13 protein-coding genes are annotated in these 17690 nt (G+C 66.8%); 4 read left to right on the plus strand and 9 right to left on the minus strand.

What is annotated here, in order from left to right; translation table 11 throughout:
* Window positions 1-4 precede the first annotated feature (4 nt).
* The 3 genes from purN to ACE3OV_RS14555 are packed head-to-tail and all read right to left on the minus strand — an operon-like array spanning window position 5 to window position 2000.
* A complete protein-coding gene (purN, locus tag ACE3OV_RS14545) occupies window positions 5-652 on the minus strand; it encodes a phosphoribosylglycinamide formyltransferase (RefSeq protein WP_374328102.1) in 648 nt (215 codons plus the stop codon).
* Between the two features lie 2 nt (window positions 653-654).
* Complete coding sequence (locus ACE3OV_RS14550) at window positions 655-1356, minus strand: hypothetical protein (RefSeq protein WP_374328103.1); 702 nt, start codon at window positions 1354-1356, stop codon at window positions 655-657.
* Window positions 1344-2000 carry a DedA family protein gene (locus ACE3OV_RS14555; RefSeq protein ID WP_374328104.1) on the minus strand — a complete coding sequence of 219 codons (657 nt, stop codon included), beginning with the start codon at window positions 1998-2000 and terminating at the stop codon, window positions 1344-1346. The genes ACE3OV_RS14550 and ACE3OV_RS14555 overlap by 13 nt, the downstream gene beginning before the upstream one ends.
* A gap of 43 nt (window positions 2001-2043) precedes the next feature.
* Here ACE3OV_RS14555 and mutL point away from each other — a divergent pair, with 43 nt between their 5' ends.
* Together mutL and ACE3OV_RS14565 are read left to right on the plus strand one after the other, a co-directional pair.
* Window positions 2044-3867 carry a DNA mismatch repair endonuclease MutL gene (gene mutL / locus ACE3OV_RS14560; protein ID WP_374328106.1) on the plus strand — a complete coding sequence of 608 codons (1824 nt, stop codon included), beginning with the start codon at window positions 2044-2046 and terminating at the stop codon, window positions 3865-3867.
* Window positions 3868-3894: 27 nt separating this feature from the next.
* Window positions 3895-6576 (plus strand): EAL domain-containing protein, encoded by a 2682-nt coding sequence (locus tag ACE3OV_RS14565; protein ID WP_374328107.1) that lies wholly within the window; start codon window positions 3895-3897, stop codon window positions 6574-6576.
* A 3-nt stretch (window positions 6577-6579) separates the two neighbouring features.
* Here the strand turns inward: ACE3OV_RS14565 and ACE3OV_RS14570 are convergent, their stop codons facing one another.
* Window positions 6580-7395 (minus strand): D-alanyl-D-alanine carboxypeptidase family protein, encoded by an 816-nt coding sequence (locus tag ACE3OV_RS14570; RefSeq protein ID WP_374328108.1) that lies wholly within the window; start codon window positions 7393-7395, stop codon window positions 6580-6582.
* A 43-nt stretch (window positions 7396-7438) separates the two neighbouring features.
* Here ACE3OV_RS14570 and miaA point away from each other — a divergent pair, with 43 nt between their 5' ends.
* Entirely contained in the window at window positions 7439-8374 is a 936-nt protein-coding gene (miaA, locus tag ACE3OV_RS14575) for a tRNA (adenosine(37)-N6)-dimethylallyltransferase MiaA (RefSeq protein WP_374328109.1), read from the plus strand.
* On the opposite strand, the gene ACE3OV_RS14580 is transcribed toward miaA, so the two are convergent.
* The 5 genes from ACE3OV_RS14580 to purM are packed head-to-tail and all read right to left on the minus strand — an operon-like array spanning window position 8364 to window position 15180.
* A complete protein-coding gene (locus ACE3OV_RS14580; RefSeq protein WP_374328110.1) occupies window positions 8364-9491 on the minus strand; it encodes a two-component system response regulator in 1128 nt (375 codons plus the stop codon). The two genes, miaA and ACE3OV_RS14580, sit on opposite strands and share 11 nt — an antisense overlap.
* A gap of 2 nt (window positions 9492-9493) precedes the next feature.
* A complete protein-coding gene (locus tag ACE3OV_RS14585; RefSeq protein WP_374328112.1) occupies window positions 9494-12538 on the minus strand; it encodes an efflux RND transporter permease subunit in 3045 nt (1014 codons plus the stop codon).
* Window positions 12535-13632, minus strand: a complete 1098-nt coding sequence (locus ACE3OV_RS14590; RefSeq protein WP_374328113.1) for an efflux RND transporter periplasmic adaptor subunit — start codon at window positions 13630-13632, stop codon at window positions 12535-12537. Before ACE3OV_RS14590 ends, ACE3OV_RS14585 begins: the two co-directional genes overlap by 4 nt.
* On the minus strand, window positions 13629-14168 hold the full coding sequence (locus ACE3OV_RS14595; RefSeq protein ID WP_374328114.1) for a septal ring lytic transglycosylase RlpA family protein: 540 nt from the start codon (window positions 14166-14168) through the stop codon (window positions 13629-13631). The genes ACE3OV_RS14590 and ACE3OV_RS14595 overlap by 4 nt, the downstream gene beginning before the upstream one ends.
* Complete coding sequence (gene purM / locus ACE3OV_RS14600; RefSeq protein ID WP_374328115.1) at window positions 14140-15180, minus strand: phosphoribosylformylglycinamidine cyclo-ligase; 1041 nt, start codon at window positions 15178-15180, stop codon at window positions 14140-14142. Before purM ends, ACE3OV_RS14595 begins: the two co-directional genes overlap by 29 nt.
* A 258-nt stretch (window positions 15181-15438) precedes the next feature.
* Here purM and katG point away from each other — a divergent pair, with 258 nt between their 5' ends.
* On the plus strand, window positions 15439-17622 hold the full coding sequence (katG, locus tag ACE3OV_RS14605) for a catalase/peroxidase HPI (RefSeq protein WP_374328117.1): 2184 nt from the start codon (window positions 15439-15441) through the stop codon (window positions 17620-17622).
* Window positions 17623-17690 lie beyond the last annotated feature (68 nt).

Consider the following 17690-nt stretch of genomic DNA (forward strand, 5'->3'; position numbering starts at 1 on the left):
CGGATCAGCGCAGACTGGGGGCGATCAGTACCGCATCGTCAACCAGCGTGGCATCGAGCACGACCCGGCCGTCGACCAGACGCGCCCGGCCTTCGGCCAGCCAGCGCACGGCCTGCGGATAGATGCGGTGTTCCTGGCGCAGCACGCGCGCCGCCAGGCTCGCCTCGTCGTCGCCGTCCAGCACCGGCACCGCGGACTGGATGACGACCGGCCCGTGGTCGAGTTCGGCGGTAACGAAATGCACGGTGCAGCCGTGGATGCGCACCCCTTCGTCGAGCGCCCGCTGGTGCGTGTGCAGGCCGGGAAAGGACGGCAGCAGCGAGGGATGGATGTTGAGCAGGCGGCCTTCGTAATGCCGCACGAAGTCTGGCGTCAGGATGCGCATGAAGCCGGCAAGGATCACCAGGTCGGGCGCGAATTCGTCGATGCAGGCGGCCAGCGCGGCATCGAACTCGGCGCGCCCGGCGTAAGCCTGGTGATCGAGACAGCGGGTGGCGATGCCGGCGGCGTCGGCGGTCTCCAGCCCTTTGGCGGCCGGCCGGTTACTGATCACGGCAGCGATGTCGACCGGCAGGCGTCCGCCGTCGCGTTCGGCGATCAGTGCCTCCATGTTGCTGCCACGGCCGGAAATCAGGATGACGATCTTTTTCATGTTCAGAGACCTACGGGAAGAAAGACGGCGGTCGCCAGGGACTGGGTGAAACGCGACAGCGTGCGGCCGTTGCGGTCGGCGACGATCTGCGCCATGAAATCGAGCAGGCCGATGATGCGGCCGAATTCGCGCTCGAAGGAAATATTGCGGTTGCCGGGGTCGAGTTCGTTCGACAGGAGGAAGAATTCGCCGCTGGCGCGGCGGTCGTGGCCCAGCTTCCAGATGGCGATCTCCATGTTGCGCGCGGCGTTGTACAGCTTGGTCTCGTTCAGGCCGTCGAGCATGTAGAACTCGTCCTTGTGCTCGTAAGCCGCATCGACCATGGTGAGCAGGCCGAACATCAGCGCCGCCACACGATCGCCGGCAAATTCCTCGGCAAAGGCCAGGTTCGCCGCCAGGCGTTCGCGCTGGCCGCGCAGTTCCGGCCAGTCGGCGCTGACCCGCTGGCGCAGGCGCAGCACTGCCGCCTCGCGACTGGCCGCGCCGGACTGCTTCCATTCGCGCGGGTTGCGCTTGTAGAGCTTGTCGGCGATCAGCAGCAGGCCATCGACGACCTCACGCCGACTGCTGTCGGTGATGCGGTCGACTTCGGTCTTCAGCAGGTAGCGGGCGTTGACCGTCGTCTCGGTGCGGCCGTCGCGCCCCAGCTTGGTCGCGCAGGCAAGCTGCGTCAGCGCCAGGACGGCGACGATCAGCCAGCGCATCGGGCGGCCCGCCGGTGCTGCAGGTAACCGATCGCCGCCGGCAGCAGCGAGACGGCGATGATGGCGAGAATCAACAGCGACAGGTTCTGCTTGACCCAGGGCAGGTTGCCCAGCCAGTAGCCGGCCAGGCACAGCGACAGCACCCAGGCGGCAGCGCCGATCAGATTGAAGAAGGTGAATTTTGCCCAGGACATCGCGCCGATGCCGGCGACGAAGGGCGCGAAGGTGCGAAACAGCGGCAGAAAGCGCGAGATGATCAGCGTCTTGCCACCGTGGATCTCGTAGAAGGCGTGCGTCTTCTGCAGCGCCGCCTTGTTGAAGATGCGCGAGTTTTCCCAGTGGAAGACCTTCGGCCCGAGGAAGCGGCCGATCTGGTAATTGACCGTGTTACCGAGCACCGCGGCGGCGAGCAGGACGGCGCACAAGGTGGTGATGTCCATGCCACCCTGACCGAGCGCGGCCAGCGCCCCGGCAACGAAGAGCAACGAATCGCCGGGCAGGAAGGGAAAGACGACGAAACCGGTCTCGGCGAAGATGATGAAGAAGAGGATGGCGTAAATCCACAGGCCGTACTGCTGGACCAGCAGGGCAAGGTGAACGTCGAGGTGGAGGACGATGTCGATGAATTGGGTCAGCAGTTCCATGCACGGGGCCGGTCTTTGAACGAGGCGGCATTATAATCCGGGCATGCCCACCATCGCCCGCCTCCCCGACCTCCTGATCAGCCAGATTGCCGCCGGCGAGGTCGTCGAAAGACCCGCTTCGGTCTTGAAGGAACTGCTCGAAAACAGCCTCGACGCCGGCAGCACGGCGATTCAGGTGCATCTCGAGGAAGGCGGCGTCAAGCTGATCCGCATCACCGACGACGGTTGCGGCATCGCCCGCGACGAACTGGCGCTGGCGCTGACCCGGCACGCCACCTCGAAGATCGCCAGCCTCGACGACCTCGAACGCGTCGCCAGCTTCGGCTTTCGCGGCGAGGCGCTGGCCTCGGTCGCCGCCGTCGCCCGGCTCGCCATCACCAGCCGCGAACGCGGCGCCGCGCATGCCTGGAAACTGCGCGGCGATAATCTGGCAACACCCAGTGGCGCAGAACCCGAGCCGGCAGCGCTGATGGCCGGCACCGTGGTCGAGATGCGCGATCTCTATTACAACACCCCGGCGCGGCGCAAATTCCTCAAGTCGGAGAGCACCGAGTTCGCCCACTGCGCCGACGCCGTCCGCCGCCTGGCGCTGACCCGGCCCGACGTCGCCATCAGCCTGACGCACAACGGCCGCAGCCTGTTCCAGCTCGCCCCGGCCGACCGCGCCCGGCGCATCGCCGAAGTGGTTGGCGACGACTTCGTCGCCGCTGCGCGTTCGGTCGACGCCGCCGCCGGGCCGATATCACTGAGCGGCTTCGCCATCGACCCGACCCGCGCCAGCGAGGCCAAGGACGGCCAGAACGTCTTCGTCAATGGCCGCTTCGTGCGCGACAAGATCATCGGCCACGCGCTGCGCGAAGCCTACCGCGACGTCCTGCACGGCGCCCGCCAGCCGGCCGTCTGCCTGTTCCTCGAAATCGACCCCGGGCTGGTCGACGTCAACGTCCATCCGGCCAAGACCGAAGTCCGCTTCCGCGACTCGCGCGCCGTACACCAGTTCGTTTATCACGCCATCCAGCGCACCTTGGCGACGCCGATCCAGGCGACACCAGCGGAAAACCGGGGACACGAAAACCGGGGACAGACCCCGGTTTTCCCCGAGAAAAAGCCGGGCGCCGCCCCCGCTTTCCCGCCACCGCTGCGCCACCAGGCCAGCCTCGGCGTTGCCGAACCCGCCGCCACCGCCTACCTGGCCTTTGCCCAGGCCGCCCAGCGCCCGGCGCCGAGCAGCAGCACTGCCGACGCGCCGCAGTTCCGCCCCGAGGTGCCGGTCGACCGCGACGGTCCGCCGCTCGGCTACGCCCTGGCGCAACTGCACGGCATCTACATCCTGGCGCAGAACGCGGGCGGGCTGATCGTCGTCGACATGCACGCGGCGCACGAGCGCATCCTCTACGAGAAACTCAAGACCGCTTTCGACGACCGTCAGGTGGCGACCCAGAACCTGCTGATCCCGGCGGTGTTCTCGGCCGACCCGCTGGATGTCGCGGCGGTCGAGGAACATGCGGAAGCGCTCGCCGAACTCGGCTTCCGGATTGCCCCGCTCGGCCCGGGCCAGCTCGGCGTGCGCGCCGTACCGGCGCTGCTCCAGTCGGGCGACCCGGTGGCGCTGGCGCGCTCGTTGATCGCCGATCTGCGCGAACACGGCATCACCCAGTTGGCCACCGCGCGGCGCAACGAACTGCTGGCGACCATGGCCTGCCATGGCGCGGTACGCGCCCGCCGGCAACTGGCGATTCCCGAGATGAACGCGCTGCTGCGGCAAATGGAAGAGACCGAGCGCGCCGGCCAGTGCAACCACGGCCGGCCGACCTGGACCGCGCTGTCACTTGACGAACTCGACAAACTGTTTCTGCGCGGTCGATAATCCGGGTTCATCACGCCCGGAGCATCGATGAAGTTTCTTATTTCGCGGATCCAGCACCTGGTTTCGCTACCGCAGGAAAGCTGGCGCCGCCTTGCCCTGCTTGGTCTGGGCACGCTGGCCTTCCTCACCTATGCCGCCCTGCTGGCCATCGGGCTGACCATCGCCCATCAGCGGGAAAGTGAATTCGCCCAGCGCAACCTGGAGAATCTCGCGCGCGTCCTCGAAGACCATGCGCACAGCACGATCGACAAGATCGACACGATCCTGCTCGGCGGCCAGTTACATCTTTCGCCGCTGCGCGACAAATACAGCGTCGATGTCAACGCCAGCCTGGCCCGCCACCTGCAACTGATCGCCAGCGAATCGCAAAGCCTGCGCGTTGCCGACGCCCAGGGCCGCTTCATCTATGACGCCGCCGGCCAGACGGCGGACGCCCGGATCAGCGACCGCGACTATTTCAGACGCAACAGGGACGACCGCTCCGGCCGCCTGATCATTTCCGAACCGCTGTTCGCCCGCATCACCCACAACTGGGTGATCACCCTGAGCCGGCGGCTCGAGGACAGTCACGGCAACTTCGCCGGCTTGATCCAGGCGGCAATCCGCACCGAGCATTTCCAGAACTTCTTTGCCAGTCTCAATCTGGGCGACGGCCAGAGCGTTGCCCTGGTCGACGAACAGGAACGCCTGATTGCCCGCCATCCCGCGGTACCAAGCCGGATCGGCGAGCGGGTCAGCCACCCGAAGATCGCCGAACTGATCCGCCAGCAAGCCGCTTACACAAGTTTCACGACGCGCTCGGCACTCGACGGTATCGAACGGCTATACACCGTCCGCCGGGTCGGCGACTATCCTTTCTACGTAGTCGTCGGCCACGCCCCGGCACACTTCCTGACCAACTGGCGGCAGCAGGTGTTCTGGGCCAGCCTCAGCGCCGCCCTGCTCGCCGCCGTGCTCGCCGGCTGGATCGTCGTCTGGCTGCGGACCTACGACCGCGCCCGGGAAATTGCCCAGGGCATGACCCGGGCCTACGAAACCACCTTCCGCCGCACCCGCGCCCTGCTCGACAGCCTGCCCGATCCGGCCTGGCTGAGCGACCGCCAGGGCCTGTTGATCGCGGTCAACGACGCCTACGCTGCGCTGTCGGGCAAGGCGGTCGATGCCATCCTCGGCCAGCCGGTCGAAAACGCCCTTCCCTCGCGCCTCGGCCAGGCGCTCGCCGCACTCGCTGGCGAAGCCCTGCTGCAACAGTGTCAACAGAAACAGACCGGTGATCTGCATTGCGATGATGGCGGGCAACACCATTACGAGTTCATTGCCACCCCGGTCTTCGACGACCGCGGCATGATCGCCGGCGTCGCCGGCGTCGCCCGCGACATTACGCAACTGCACGAGGACCAGCAGCGCATCCGCCACCTCGCCGAACACGACCTGCTGACCGACCTGCCCAACCGCGTGCTGCTCACCGAGCACATGGCCAGCGCGCTGGCCGAGACGCTCGGCAACCATGCCGAACTGGCGTTGATGTTCCTTGACCTCGACCATTTCAAGAACATCAACGACACGCTCGGCCACGACATCGGCGACCAACTGCTGCTGCAGGTCGCCCAGCGACTCAGCGCCAGCCTAGACGAACGCGACACGATCAGCCGCCAGGGCGGCGACGAATTCGCCATCCTGATCCGCGGCCACGGTGCACCGGCGCGCCTGGCGACGATCGCCCAACGCCTGATCAACGCCATCAGCCACCCCTTCGTCGTCGCCGGTCACGAATTGCGCGTCGGCGCCAGCATCGGCATCTGTACCTACCCGAGCGACGGCAACGACATCGGCAGCCTGCTGAAGAACGCCGACACCGCGATGTACCAGGCAAAAGCGGCGGGCGGCAACACCTACCGCTTCTTCACGCCGGAAATGAACCTGCGCATTTCGGAACGGGTGACGCTGGAGAACAACCTGCGCCGCGCCCTCTACGGTGACGAGATCTTTGTCCATTACCAGCCGCAGACCGACGTCCGCAACGGCCGCCTGATCGGTTTCGAAGCACTGGTCCGCTGGCAGCACCCCGAACTCGGCAACATCCCGCCGACACGTTTCATCCCGGTCGCCGAGGAAAGCAGCCTGATCTACCAGGTCGGCGAACGCGTCCTGCGCGAAGCCTGCCAGCAGAACCGCCGCTGGCAGGCAATGGGGCTGCCGCCGGTGGTGGTCGCCGTCAACCTTTCAGCCGTCCAGTTGCGCCAGCCCGACCTGCCACAGCGAGTCGCCCGCATCCTCGCCGAAACCGGCCTCGAGGCGCGCTGGCTGGAACTGGAGATCACCGAGAGTGCCTTCATCCACGACACCGAGCGCATCATCGATATCCTCCTGCAGTTGCGGGCGATCGGCATCAAGCTGTCGGTCGATGATTTCGGGACCGGCTATTCCAGCCTCGGCTACCTGAAGCGCCTGCCCTTCGACCGGATCAAGATCGACCAGTCCTTCGTCCGCGACTTGCCGGCCGACGGTGACGACGTCGCCATCGTCCGCGCCATCATCGCCATCGCCGCCAGCCTGCAGAAGGAAGTCATCGCCGAAGGCGTCGAACAGGAAGGACAGCGCGAGTTCCTGCTACAGCTCGGCTGCGCACTGATGCAGGGCTACCACTTCGGCAAGCCGGCCAGCGCCGCAAGCGCCGAAGCCCTGCTGCGTGCCATGGCGCAATCCTGAAACTCAGGCAGTAGCCAGTCTTTCCCGGGCATATCTGCGCAGGCGGGCCATGTCGCGGGCGCGCGCCTCGCGATCCGCCGCGTTGAGGACAACCAGGGCGACGACCCGGCCGCCGAACTGCTCGGCCTCCGCCAGGCAGAAGCCCGCCGCCGACGTGAAGCCGGTCTTGCCGGCGAGCAGCGCCACCGAGCGGTCGTGAGCGAAGCGGTTGACGTTGAGTTTGCCGCCCACCGCCGTTTTACGCGACAGTGCCTGGAAATAGGGAATCTGCGCCAGGGTCACCAGCAGCACGCCGAGATCGCGGGCGCTGGCGCGGTTGGTCGACGAGAGGCCGGCGGCGTCGCCGAAATCGAAGCTGAACAACTGCATCTGCGTCATCAGCGCCCGCATCGAGTAACGAAATTCCTCCCAGCCGCCTGGGAAGGTACGCGCCAGCGCCGCCGCCGCCCGGTTGTCGGAGGTCACCACCAGCCACTCGAGCAGTTGCTCACGCCGCCAACGGGTCCCGACCTCGAGGCTGGAGCGCGTGTATTCGGAGCGCACGACATCCTCCTGCTCGATGCGGATGCTCTCGCCCAGCGGCAGTTCGGCACTGAGCACGACCCAGGCGGTGATCAACTTGCTGATCGAGGCGATCTGCACCGGACGGTCGGCGTCGATCGCCAGCAGCGTGTCGTCGAGGCTGCCGACGTAGGCGTGGCGGGCGCTCAGGCCGGGCAGGCGGTCGGTTGCCGCCGCCCCGACCAGCGACGGCAGGAAGACGCTTGGCGCGAGCAGGCCAGCGGCGAGAAGACGGCGACGGGTGGAAAGTGAAGACATGGTCCGGGGATTATAGCCCTCCGCCGTGCTAGCATTCGCCGCCATGAATCTGCCGCCCGCCATCCTGATCATGGGCCCGACCGCCTCGGGCAAGACCGCCGCCGCGATGGCACTCGCCGACCGCTTTCCCGTCGAACTGATCAGCGTCGATTCGGCGCAGGTCTTCATCGACATGGACATCGGCACCGCCAAACCCGACGCCGCGACGCTGGCCCGCTACCCGCACCGGCTGATCGACCTGATCACGCCAGAGGAACGCTACTCGGCCGCCCGCTTCTGCGCCGACGCCCTCGCCGCGCTGGCCGAGATCAGCGCCGCCGGCCGCGTGCCGGTGCTGGTCGGCGGCACCATGCTCTACTTCCGCGCCCTGCTGCAGGGTCTCGCCGAACTGCCGCAAGCCGACGCCGCGCTGCGCGCCGAACTCGACGCCGAGGCGGCGCGTGCCGGCTGGCCGGCGATGCATGCCCGGCTCGCCGGGCTCGACCCGGTCACCGCCGCCCGCCTGGCGCCGAACGACAGCCAGCGCATCCAGCGCGCGCTCGAAGTCTGCCTGGCGAGCGGCCGGCCGATGTCGGAACTGCTGCAGGAGAGCGCCGCCGAGAAGCCGCCCTACGACTTCCTGCAACTGGCGCTGCTGCCGTCCGAGCGCGCCGTGCTGCACGAGCGCATCGCCCGCCGTTTCGACGAGATGCTGCTCGCCGGTCTCGTCGACGAAGTCGCCGCGCTACGCCGCAAATACCGGCTCAGCGCCGACCTGCCTTCAATGCGCTGCGTCGGCTACCGCCAGGCCTGGGAAGCCCAGGACGGCCTGATCACGCGACGCGAGATGCGCGAGCGCGGCATCTTCGCCACCCGCCAGCTGGCCAAGCGGCAGATCACCTGGCTCGGCAACTCGTTCAGCGCGGAAAGCCTGGACTGTGTCGCCCCGCAACTCAGCGAACGCGTGGTCGACCGCGTCGCCCGCTTCCTCAACGCCTGAGCACGTCCTGAAGGCTGGCGGCGAGCGCCTGCAGTTCGCCGATCGTCTGCAGGCTGGCGTCCTGGCTGGCGACCATGCGCTGCATGTAATCGTCGGCCAGCGTCGTCAGCGAGTTCTCCTGCGACTCGGTCAGGCCGAGCGAAATGAAGGATTTGCCGAGCGCCTCCTGAAACTCGATCATCGCCTGCGTCAATTCCAGCGAATTGCGCCGGTAGTTGGCCTGCACCGACTCCAGCGTCGATTGCACGCGCGGCAGCGCCGCCTCAATGCCAGCACGGCGATGGCGCGCCAGTTCCTCGGCCTCGATCGAGCGCATCCGGGCGTCCGCTCCCTCGGCGAGCAGCGCCACGTTGTCGCGGATGCGGCCGCAGCGCTCGCCATCGGCCAGCGGCATGTCGTTGATCAGCACCGTCACCCGGCCGTAGTTGAAGACGCAGCGGCTGCGGAACTGGAAAATCCGACCGGAATGGCGGACATGGTTGAGCACCGAAACTTCCAGCGGCAATTCGCGGCCGTTGTCGCTGACGGTCAGCGCGCCGTCGCCGAGGCGCAATTGCAGCGCGGCGTTCAGCTCGTAATGGCGCAGCGCGTCGAGCAGCGCGGCCCCGAGTTCCTCCTGGGTACCGCAGGCAAAGGACTTGCTGAGGAACTGCAGGACGACGCCCAGCTCGCCCATGCTGACCATCGCCGACATCGCGGTGCGTTGCGCGTAGCCGGCCTGTTCATGAAGGGCGCGCTTCTCGTCGAGGATGCGGGCGGCGACGCGCACCTTGCGCAGCAGCTCGGCGGGATCGAAGGGCTTGGTGATGAAATCCTCGCCGCCCGCCTCGTAGCAGAGCAGGCGGGTGTCGATGTCGTCGCTGGCGGAGATGAAGAGGATCGGAATATCGCGGCTTTCCCAGTCGCCCTTCAGGCGCTGGCAGACCTCGAAGCCGCCGATGCCGGGCAGGCTGAGATCGAGCAGGACGATGTCCGGGCGGCACTCGGCAAGCCGCGTCAGGCAGGCTTCGCCGGCGGTGAAGGACGCACGGCGGAAATCGTCGGCGAGCGCCGCATCGAGCACATCGAGGAGGACCGGGTCGTCGTCGACGATGAAAACCAGCGGTTTTTCTTCCATGCTTACTCCGGGCTTGCCAAGGCGGCCTTGCGCGCCGCCAGCAAAGTATAGACGGCAGGCACCACGAACAGCGTCAGGAAGGTACCAAGCAAGAGGCCGCCGACGATCACCCAGCCGATCTGCTGGCGCGATTCGGCGCCGGCGCCGCTGGCCAGCGCCAGCGGCACGGCGCCCAGCACCATGGCGCCGGTGGTCATCAGGATCGGCCGCAGGCGCAGTTCGGCGGCCTCGATCACCGCCGCATGCAGCTCGCGGCCCTGCTCCTGCAACTGGTTGGCGAACTCGACGATCAGGATGCCGTGCTTGGTGATCAGCCCGACCAGCGTCACCAGGCCGATCTGGCTATAGACGTTGAGCGTGCCGTTGGTCGCCCACAGCGCGAACAGCGCGCCGGCCATCGACAGCGGCACGGTGAGCAGGATGATGAAGGGATCGCGGAAGCTCTCGAACTGCGCCGCCAGCACCAGGTAGATGAAGGCCAGGGCGAGCGCGAAGGTCAGCGCCAGCGACGCCGACGACTGCCGGAACTCGCGCGACTGACCGTTGTAATCGACGGTATAGCCCGGCTTCAGCACCTGCGCGGCAAGCTGGTCCATCGCCGTCAGCGCTTCGCCCATCGTGTAGCCCGGTGTCAGGTTGGCAGTGATGGTCACCGCCCGGCGTTGACCGAAGTGGTTGAGTTCGCGCGGCGCCACGGTTTCGCCGACGTCGAGCAGGTTGTCGAGCGAGAGCATGCTGCCGTCGCCGCCCCGCACGTAGATGTCGCGGATGTCGGCCGGATTGGCGCGGTCGGCGTCGCCGACCTGGACGATCACGTCGTACTGCTCGCCGTCGCGCTTGAAGCGGGTGACCTGGCGACCGCCGAGGAAGCTTTCCAGGGTGCGGCCGATGGTCTCGACCGGCACGCCGAGGTCGGCCGCCTTGTCGCGGCGCACGGCGACCGAGAGTTCCGGCTTGTTCAGCTTGAGGTCGGTATCGACGTTGGTCAGCCCGGGGTTCCTGGCCAGTTCGCCGAGGAACTCCTGGGTCATCTTCTGCAGTTCGGCGTAGGGCGCGCTGGTGACGATGACGAAATTGATCGGCCGCTCGCGCGGACTCTGGCCGAGCGACGGCGGCGTCACCGGGAAGGCCATGACGCCGGGCACGGCGCCGAACTTCGGGAACAGTTCCTTGGCAATGTCGGACGAACTGCGCTGGCGCTCGCTCCAGTCGGTGAGGCCGACGAAGGAAATCCCCTGGTTCACCACCGGGTTGCCGGAGACGACGAAATAACGCTCGATGTCCTGCGTCTGGCTGTAGATGTTCTCGATCTGCCGGGCGTACCTTTCCGTGTAGTCGAGCGTCGCGCCGTCCGGGCCGTTGAACACGCCGAGGATGACGCCGCGGTCCTCGACCGGCGCCAGTTCGGACTTCAGCGCCTTGAGCAGGACGCCGCAGGCAACGGCGACGACAACGAAGCCGAGGAAGACGATCCAGCGCTGCCGCAGCGCCGCGCTCAGCACCCGGCGATAGCCGGCGTTGAGCCCGTTGAGGAAGTTCTCGACGAGGACGAAGCCCTTCGAGTGCTTTTCCTCGTGCTTGAGCAACACCGAACACATCATCGGCGACAGGGTCAGCGCGACGAAACCGGAAACCAGCACGGCGCCGGCCAGGGTCAGCGCGAATTCGATGAACAGCTTGCCGGTGCGCCCGGTCATGAAGGCGACCGGCGCGTAGACGGCGGCCAGCGTCAGCGTCATCGCCACCACCGCGAAGCCGATTTCCTTCGCCCCCTTGAACGCCGCCTCGCGCCGCGGCATGCCTTCCTCGATGTGGCGGAAGATGTTCTCGAGGACGACGATCGCGTCGTCGACGACGAGACCGATCGCCAGCACCAGCGCCAGCAGCGTCAGCGTGTTGATCGAGAAGCCGAGCGTGAACATGATAGCGAAGGCGCCGACCAGCGAGACCGGGATGGTCACCAGCGGAATCAGCGTCGCCCGCAGGTTGCGCAGGAAGAAGAAAATGATCGCCAGGACGAGGACGATGGCCTCGCCGATGGTGGTGAACACCGACTTGATCGAGCGGTCGATGAAGATCGACGAATCGTAGGAGATGTCGACGGTCATCCCCGGCGGCAGCTCACTGGCGATGCGCGGCATCTCGGCGCGCAGCGCCTTGGACAGTTCGAGCGGGTTGGCGGTGGCCTGCTTGATGACGCCGAGCGACACCGCCGAACGCCCCTTGAAGCGCACCGAGGTGCGCTCGGCGGCGGCGCCGATGTCGACCCGTGCGACGTCGCCGAGACGCACCGGGTAGCCATCGACGGTACGCAGGACGACCGCGGCGAACTGTTCCGGCGTCTGCAGGTCGGTGCTGGCAACCACCGAGAATTCGCGCTCGCGGCTCTCGATGCGGCCAGCCGGCACCTCGACGTTCTGCTTGCGCAGCGCGTCCTCGACGTCGGCGGCGGTGACCCGGTAGGCGGCCAGGCGCTGTTTGTCGAGCCAGATGCGCATGGCGAACTTGCGCTCGCCGAAAACGCGCACGTCGGCGGCACCGGGCAGCGTCTGCAGGCGCGGCTTGACGAAGCGGTTGGCAACGTCGGTGACTTCCAGCGGCGAATGCTGGTCGGACGAGAAAGCGAGCCAGATGATCGGGTTGGCGTCGGCCTCGACCTTGGCGATGACCGGCTCGTCGACCTCGTCGGGTAGCCGGTTGCGCACCCGCGAGACGCGGTCGCGGACGTCGGCGGCGGCCGAATCGGGCTCGCGTTCGAGCTTGAAACGGACCGAAATCTGGCTGCGCTCGGCGCGCGAGATCGAGGTGATGACCTCGACGCCCTCGATGCCGGCGAGCGAATCCTCGAGCGGCTTGGTCACCTGCGACTCGATGATGTCGGCGGAAGCGCCGCGGTAATCGGTGGACACGGTGACCACCGGCTCGTCGATCTTCGGGTATTCGCGCACCGTCAGGCGGTCGTAGGAGACGATGCCGAGCAGCATGATGACGAGCGACAGCACGGTCGCGAAGACCGGGCGCTCGATGCAGATTTCGGAAATTCTCATGGTTGTGCCGCTTGCGGCATCTTCACCGGGGCGCCGGGGCGCAGCTTCAACTGGCCGGCGGTAACGATCAGGTCGCCGGCAGCCAGTCCCTCGACCACCTCGACCTGCGCGTCGCGGCGCAGGCCGAGCCTGACCGGCGCCACCTCCGCCTTGCCCTCGACGACGCGGAACACCGACGGCTTGGCACCCGGTTGCACCGCTTCCTCAGGAATCATCAGGACGCCCTTGCGCTCACCGAAGGCGACACGGACGCGCACGAACATGCCCGGGCGCAGCTTGCCCTGGCGGTTGTCGAGACGGGCGCGGACGGCGATCGAGCGGGCGGCGGGGTCGATCTGCGGGTCGATCGCTTCGACCGTCGCCGCGAAGGTCTGGCCGGGCAGCGCATCGCTGGAAAGTTCGAGCGCCAGCCCCGGCCGCAGGCGGCCGAAATAGGCTTCGGCGAGGCGGAAGTCGGCGCGCAGGCTGGAGATGTCCTCGACATTGACCAGTTCCTCGCCTTCCTTGACGTAGCCGCCGACGCTCACGTCGCGCAACCCGACGATGCCGGCAAACGGCGCCACCAGGCGCATCTTGGCGGCCTTGGCGGTGGCAAGCTGGAGCGCCGCTTCCTGCACCTTGAGCGTTGCCGCCGAGGCGTCGAGCGCCTGCGGGCTGATGAATTTCTTCGCCAGCAGTTCCTGGTTGCGCCGGAAGCTCGTCCGTGCCAGCTCGACATTGGCTTTCGCCTGCGCCAGTTCGGCTTCCTGGATCGTCGCGTCGAGGCCGATCAGCAGGTCGCCGCGCCGCACCAGCGCGCCGTCGCGAAAGCCGATGCGGGCGATGCGGCCGCTGACCTCGGGCCGCAGCACGACCGATTCGGCGGCCTTCAAGGTGCCGACTGCACTCGTCTCGTCGCTGAAATCAACCGCCGTTACCTTGGCCAGTTCGACCGCCACCGGCTTTGCCGGGGCGGCGGCCGGCGCCGCCTTGGCCGCCGGCTCCGGCGCAGCAACGGCCAGAGCACCGCGATTGGCCGACCAGGCAAAGTAGCCGAGCCCGATCAGGCCGACCAGGGAAAGCGCGACTACGGCGCGCCGCTTCATCTGCTTCATGGCTGGGTGATTCCTTGGGAAATGCCGTTTTCGATCTGTTCCAGCAAGCCGGGTTCGCCGCGCGGCGCCTCGCCGCCGGTGAAGGCTTCGCCGCAGGCCTGCGGCCCGCGTTCGCGCCAGTTGTCCGGCAAATGCGCCAGACGCACCTGGACGATGCCTTCCTTCAACATTTCGAGGTAATCGGCGGCAGCCGCCGACAGGTCGATGACCCGCCCGCCGCGTTGCCGATGGTGCATGCGGTCGTTGATGCGGACGATGACGCATAGCCCGCTCGCCGGCCGCAGCACGGCGACGTGGCTGCCGAGCGGAAAATGGTTGCTGGCGGCGGTGAGTTGCTTCTTGTCGAAACGTTCGCCGGTGGCGGTCTTGCGACCGTGAAAGCGGTTGCTGTAAAAACTGGCCAGCCCATCGACGATCGAGCTGCCGCTCGCCGCCGGCAACTCGAGCGCCAACGCCGCCCCCGCCAGGCCAAGGCCGGCGCCGAGCAGCGCGGCCTGGCGCAGGCGCTCAGACCACCAGGGTCTGCGCTTCGTCACCCTGCCGTGCCCGGATCCGGCCGATGCGGTAAACCGCCTCGCCCTGCGCCTTCAGTTCGGCCTCGGCGGCGCCCGCCTCGGCGGCCGAGACGATGATGACCATGCCGATGCCGCAGTTGAAGGTGCGGTGCATTTCCTTCTCGTCAACCTGGCCTTCCTGCTGCATCCAGTCGAACAGCTTGGGCCGCGGCCAGGCCGCCTTCTGCAGTTCGGCGACGGTGTTTTCCGGCAGCACGCGCGGCACGTTCTCGAGCAGGCCGCCGCCGGTGATGTGGGCCATGCCCTTGATCGTCACCTTCTGCATCGTCGCCAGCACCTGCTTGACGTAAATGCGGGTCGGCGCCATCACCACCTCGGCGAGGCTACGTTCGCCGTCGAAGGGCGCGTTCATGTCCGGGTTGGAACGCTCGATGATCTTGCGCACCAGCGAATAGCCGTTGGAATGCGCGCCTGAGGAAGCGAGGCCGAGCACCACGTCGCCTTCGCCAATCGACTTGCCGTCGATGATCTTCGACTTCTCGACAACGCCGACCGCAAAACCGGCCAGATCGTATTCGCCCGCCGGGTACATGCCCGGCATCTCGGCGGTTTCGCCACCGATCAGCGCGCAGCCGGCCAGTTCGCAACCCCTGGCGATGCCGCCGACGACGGACGCGGCGGTGTCGACATCGAGCTTGCCGCAGGCGAAGTAGTCGAGGAAGAACAGAGATTCGGCGCCCTGCACCAGGATGTCGTTGACGCTCATCGCCACCAGATCCTGGCCGACGGTGTCGTGCCGGTTCAACTGGAAGGCCAGCTTGAGCTTGGTGCCGACGCCGTCGGTACCGGACACCAGCACCGGTTCCTGGTAGCGCTTGGGCACTTCGAACAGGGCGCCGAAGCCGCCGATGCCGCCGAGCACGCCGTCGCGCAGCGTCTTCTTGGCCAGCGGCTTGATGCGGTCGACAAGCGCATCGCCGGCATCGATGTCGACACCGGCGTCACGGTAGGAAAGCGGGGTATTCTGGGTCATGGTGGGCAGAGGCAAATTGCTGAAAGAAGCGGATTTTACCCGAAACGGAGCCGCTTCCCGAAACTCGCAACAACTGGTGACACTTCAACCAGGACATCGACATGCGCAAGCGGGAAAAACCAATCCTGTCGATAGGCAAAAGTCATCGCCAAAGCGCTTTCCATCGAGCCCTGCGGTGCTAACCTGAGTTCACCCCGAGCCGCCAGCGCAAGACGGTGAGCGGCGACCCAATAATTCAAGCAGACAGGAGAGAACAAGATGGAAGGCAACAACCCGAAAGCCACCGGCCAATGCCCGGTGATGCACGGCGGCAACACCGCCAGCGGCAATTCCAACATGGCCTGGTGGCCGAAGGCGCTGAACCTCGACATCCTGCACCAGCATGACAGCAAGACCAATCCGCTGGGTGCCGGTTTCAATTACCGCGAGGCAGTGAAGAAGCTCGACGTCGCCGCCCTGAAGGCCGACCTCAAGGCCCTGATGACCGACAGCCAGCCGTGGTGGCCGGCCGACTGGGGCCACTATGGCGGCCTGATGATCCGCATGGCCTGGCACTCGGCCGGCACCTACCGCATCGCCGACGGCCGTGGCGGTGGCGGCACCGGCAACCAGCGCTTCGCGCCGCTCAATTCCTGGCCTGACAACGCCAACCTCGACAAGGCGCGCCGTCTGCTCTGGCCGATCAAGAAAAAGTACGGCAACAAGCTGTCCTGGGCCGACCTGATGATCCTCGCCGGCAACGTCGCCTACGAGTCGATGGGTCTGAAGACCTTCGGCTTCGCTTTCGGCCGCGAAGACATCTGGCATCCGGAAAAGGACATCTACTGGGGTTCGGAAAAGGAATGGCTGGCGCCGACCGGTAGCGCGAACAGCCGCTATTCCGGCGAACGCGATCTGGAAAACCCGCTCGCCGCGGTGATGATGGGCCTGATCTACGTCAATCCGGAAGGCGTCGACGGCAAGCCCGACCCCTTGAAGACGGCGCAGGACATGCGCGTCACCTTCGCCCGCATGGCGATGAACGACGAGGAAACGGTAGCACTCACCGCCGGCGGCCACACCGTCGGCAAGGCGCACGGCAACGGCAGCGCTGCCAATCTCGGTCCGGCGCCGGAAGCCGCCGACGTCGAAGAACAAGGCCTGGGCTGGAACAACCACAGGAGCCGCGGCATCGGCCGCGACACCGTGACCAGTGGCATCGAAGGCGCGTGGACCACGCACCCGACGCAATGGAATACAGGCACTGGCGGCTACTTCGACCTGCTCTTCAAGTACGACTGGTGGCTGACCAAGTCGCCGGCCGGCGCCCACCAGTGGGAGCCGATCAACATCGCCGAGGAAGACATGCCGGTCGATGTCGAAGACCCGAGCATCCGCTGCAAGCCGATGATGACCGACGCCGACATGGCACTCAAGTTCGACCCGGCATACCGCAAGATCGCCGAGCGCTTCCGCGCCGACCCCGCTTACTTCTCGGAAACCTTTGCCCGCGCCTGGTTCAAGCTGACGCACCGCGACATGGGCCCGAAGGCGCGCTACATCGGCCCCGAGGTGCCGGCTGAAGACCTGATCTGGCAAGACCCGGTACCGGTCGGCAACAGCGACTACGACGTCGCGGCAGTCAAGGCGAAGATCGCCGCCAGCGGCCTGTCGGTCGGCGACCTGGTGGCCACCGCCTGGGACAGCGCCCGTACCTTCCGCGGCTCGGACAAACGCGGCGGCGCCAACGGTGCCCGCATTCGCCTCGCCCCGCAGAAGGACTGGGAAGGCAACGAACCGGCCCGCCTGGCCAAGGTGCTGGCCGTGCTCGAAGGCATCGCCGCCCAGACCGGCGCCAGCGTTGCCGATGTGATCGTGTTGGCCGGCAACGTCGGCATCGAACGCGCTGCCAAGGCGGCCGGGATCGACGTGGTCGTGCCCTTCGCCCCGGGCCGCGGCGACGCGACGCAGGAGATGACCGACGTCGACTCCTTCGAAGTGCTTGAACCACTGGCCGACGGCTTCCGCAACTGGCAGAAGAAGTCCTACGTCGTCACACCGGAGGAAATGCTGCTCGACCGCGCCCAGTTGCTGCGCCTGACCGCCAGCGAAATGACCGTGCTCGTCGGCGGCCTGCGCGTCCTCGGCGCCAACCACGGCGGCAGCGCGCACGGCGTGTTCACCGACCAGGTCGGCGTGCTCAGCAACGACTTCTTCGTCAATCTGACCGACATGGCCTATAGCTGGAAACCGACCGGCCGCAACAGCTATGCCATCGTCGACCGGCAGAGCGGTGCAACGAAATGGACGGCGACCCGCGTCGATCTCGTCTTCGGTTCCAACTCGGTGCTGCGCGCCTACGCCGAGCTGTACGCCCAGGACGACAACCGCGAGAAATTCGTCCATGACTTCATCGCCGCCTGGACCAAGGTGATGAACGCCGACCGCTTCGACCTGAGCTGAGCCTCAGCGCCCGCTGCCGCAAAGGCAGCGGGCGGCTTGCCACGACTGGCGATTGCGGGCAGGATCAA

The sequence above is a fragment of the Azonexus sp. genome (assembly GCF_041909095.1).
Taxonomy (GTDB): domain Bacteria; phylum Pseudomonadota; class Gammaproteobacteria; order Burkholderiales; family Rhodocyclaceae; genus Azonexus.